This window comes from Aporhodopirellula sallentina SM41 (assembly GCF_000346505.1).
Lineage (GTDB): Bacteria > Planctomycetota > Planctomycetia > Pirellulales > Pirellulaceae > Rhodopirellula > Rhodopirellula sallentina.
The window spans coordinates 1-3,498 of record NZ_ANOH01000173.1 but is presented as its reverse complement, the minus strand read 5'-3'; the positions used below and the strand labels follow the sequence as shown (position 1 = coordinate 3,498).

Genomic DNA, 3,498 nt, shown 5'->3' with positions numbered 1-3,498 from the left:
GTGTCATGCGGAGCATGACCTACACGCTGGTTTGTGGTTCTGTGAGCCGAAGTGCGTGAGCACTCGGGTATTGGGCGGGTTCGGTGTTTTGTATCGTTCGACGCTTCCACCCGAGGCCTTACGGCCATTCGGCTCACGCACTGAGTGGTCCCGGGCTCTGAGGTTGGCAACCTTGCGCTGCATTCTTTGCGATCAACTCAGCGGGTAAACGCGGCGGCTCAGAACAGTAGCGAGTCTTCGATTCGTTCGTCGTCGTCGAAACTGTCGTCGTCCGCGAAAACGAGATCCACCGCGTTTTGCCATGGCGCCGTCATCGGTTCCGAATCGGCTGGGTTGGAATTGAGCAGGTTGATGACCATCAGCGCGTCGAGTGCGGAGACCGTTCCGTCTGCGTTGACGTCCTCGTCATCGATGGGTGTTCCCGTTTGAGACGATGCGTCGGTCGCTTCTCCTGACGCGTCGATAGCGTTGAGTCGGTTGATGACCCGGAGTGCATCGATCGCCGTGATCAATCCGTCGCGGTTGACGTCATAGATGACTTCGCCTTCGCCACGCTGCGGGTCTGGTTCGCTGTCGCCGATTCCGCCTCCACCTGTGCCGGTTCCTCCGCCGCCAGGCAATCCCCCGGTAGGTGATAGGGAACTCGGTTCGGTGGTTTCGATCAGCGGGATGCCAGGCTCTTCTACCGGGCCGAACACCTCCAACTCTTCGCTATCTTCGAACGAGACGTTGGAGTCGGAAATGATGATCCCTTGCAACCAAGTGAGCACGTCTTTCTGTGCCCCGCCGTCAACGAGAGCCTCGCAGTTGCGGACGATGTCCAATCCGATCTGAACGCAGATGTCGCCCGGAGGCACGGTGTCTTGGTTGCCGCCGTCGAGGAGTTCGCCGCCTTCGGGGAAGTCGTCGTCGGATCCGAAGTTGCGATCGGAGAACAGCACATCGTTTCCATTGCGACCGAACAATTGGTCGACGTCGGGACCTCCCGCCAAGGCATCTTGGTTGGAACCGCCTAACAATGTGTCATCGCCCTCGCCGCCGTTGAGCACGCTAACCGCATCGTTGCGAAGCGAAACTTGATCGTCGCCGTCGAGCCCATCGATTCGTACGAACTCGACGTTCGTGGTTTCAATCGGTTCGATCGTCCCGTCAGTGCTGTCGCCGACGGTGATCCGGTCGTCCAGGTCGGTGCCAACGATCTCGAGCCGATCGGTGCCGGCGGCACCCGCAGGATCTCCGCCGTCAAACCGGATCGCTTGGTTGCTGTTGCTGATACCGAACGCGATGTCGCTGCTGATGGTCAGCACGTCGTCAGCGGACCCGGTGTTGATTTGTATTGTTTCAACGTTCTGTGAGTCGACGACCTCGTTGCCAATGGTCGCCCGGGCCGATTGGTCTGCCGCTGGCAACGTGGTGGCCAAGACTCCCTGGCCTTGCTGCGTGATGGCGTAGCGGAGGTCGAGCGGCACGGTGGAGGATTGGGCGTTGATGTTGATCGTGTCACCGACAGCCTGACCGGATACGCTGCCTTCCGATGCGAGGCCTGCCCCGTCGACGGTGGTTCCTTCGACAAACGTGCGAGTCGCCGCACCGTTGCCGCCGCCGTTGATCAGCAGTTCCCGCGTGCGAGCCTGTGCGTCTTGGCCGGTCGCGTTGATCGGGTCGTTGTTGATTCGCCCAAGGAAGCCCGCCGCGTCGGCGCCGTCTGCGTTGAGATCAAACGTATCGTTGTCGGCGCCGCCGTCGAGTTCGATGACGGTCTCGAAGAAAACTTCGTTGACGGTGAAGCTGTCTTCGCCCGCGCCGCTCGCGACGTGGATGACCGCGGTTTGGTCGGTTTGGGAAGGCGTCAACGCGGTGCCGCCGCCGAGTGTGATCTGGTCAATCGCCGCACCAGTGTCGATGTCGATGCCTGACCCGGTGCCGCGGTTGATGACGGCGACGCTATCGAGTCCATCGGCAGTGGTCACCGACGTCACGCTGCGGGCACCGGTCGTTAGCAGGGTGATGTTGTCGTTGCCTGATTCGGTTGCGAGTTCCAGGATGCTGTCGTTGCCGGTCGTTTCAATCGTGACCGTGTCGTTGCCCGGGTTGGTGTCGAGCGAAACGATGTTGCCGTTTACGGTGGAGGCGACGTTGACGGTGTCGTCGCCGGAACCTGTTTCGACGTTGACCGTCTCGACGGTTTGGTACGTGATGACGGCGGTGGCGGCGACCGCGGTGCGTTGGAACGTGGTCGACGTGAGTTCGTACGCGTTGTCGGCAACGCTCGCCTCGTCACTGATGTTCAGAACATCGCCGGGGACGCTGCTCGCGGTCACCGTGACCGCATCTGCGTCCGGTCGTCGTTGTGCGGTCGCTGATGCGGTGACCGGTGTGGCGTTATTATGGGCGTTGCCGATGATCGTTACATCGCCGAGCAATCCGTCGAGTGTACCGGAGTTGGCATCGGCGTCCGACGAGATGTTGAAGACGTCGGTGTCGTCGCCTCCGTCGGCGATGATCGGGTTGTCCGCGTCGGTCGACTGGATGTTGAAGGTGTCGTTGCCGAGCATTGCCAGGATCGTGATCGGTCCGAGCGTGTTGTCGTCGTAGTTGAGCGTGTTCGCATTGATGCTGATCGCGTCGTCGGTTACCAAGATGACGTCATCTGCGTCGGTCGCCAACAACGAGCAGAGGTTTCCCCCGACGTTGACGCCGAACGCATTGTTGGTGATCGATCCTTCCGCGATGAAGTACGACAATCCGCACTTGTCGTTGCCGTCGATGACCGAGTTCAAAACGTTCATGGTGCCAAGGTTGTTGAACGCACCACCGCCGGAAGCGAGTCCTGAGCTGGCGGTGTTGTTCGTCAAGGTGACACCGTCGAGCGTGAGTGTCCCGACTTCGTTGAAAGCACCTCCGCCGCCTTGTTGGGCTCCGGTTCCAAACGCGGTGTTTGAATCGATGGTTGTCCCCGTGGCTGTCATGACGCCGCCCCCGTTCCACAGCCCGCCGCCTTCTTGATCGGCACGGTTGTTTTCGAACGAGCCGCCGTTGATGTTCGTGCTGCTGAGCACGCCGCTGGCATGAATTCCGCCGCCATTGACGCCGGTCGTGTTGCCTTCGCTGGCAGTCGGTCCGCCGACGGTGACTCCGGTGAGCGTGACGTTGCCCGCATTGTTTTCGATCCCGCCTCCGGCACGTGCGGCTTCGTTTGCCGCGATGGTCGTGTTGTCGATCGTGACCGTTCCGCCGACGGTCATCACGCCTCCGCCGTTACCGTTGTTTGTCGTCGCGAGGTTGTCGGTGATGGTCGCGCTATCGATGTCCAGTGTTCCGCCGTCGTTGAAGACGCCGCCACCGCCTTGATCGTTTCCGGCGTTCGCGTTGGAGTTGGCGGTGTTTTGGGTGACGGCGGTGCCGTCAATGTTCAGCGTGCCGGTGCCGTTCCAGATCCCGCCGCCTTCCTGGGGTGCGGTGTTCAGTTGAACCGTCCCGCCTGTTACGGTCACGTCG

At 61.1% G+C, this 3,498-nt stretch carries 1 protein-coding gene; it reads right to left on the bottom strand.

Annotated elements, in window-relative coordinates; translation table 11 throughout:
* Positions 1–218: 218 nt before the first annotated feature.
* Positions 219–3,498 (bottom strand): dockerin type I domain-containing protein (locus RSSM_RS11335; RefSeq protein ID WP_044302322.1); only part of this gene is annotated, 3,280 nt, incomplete at its 5' end.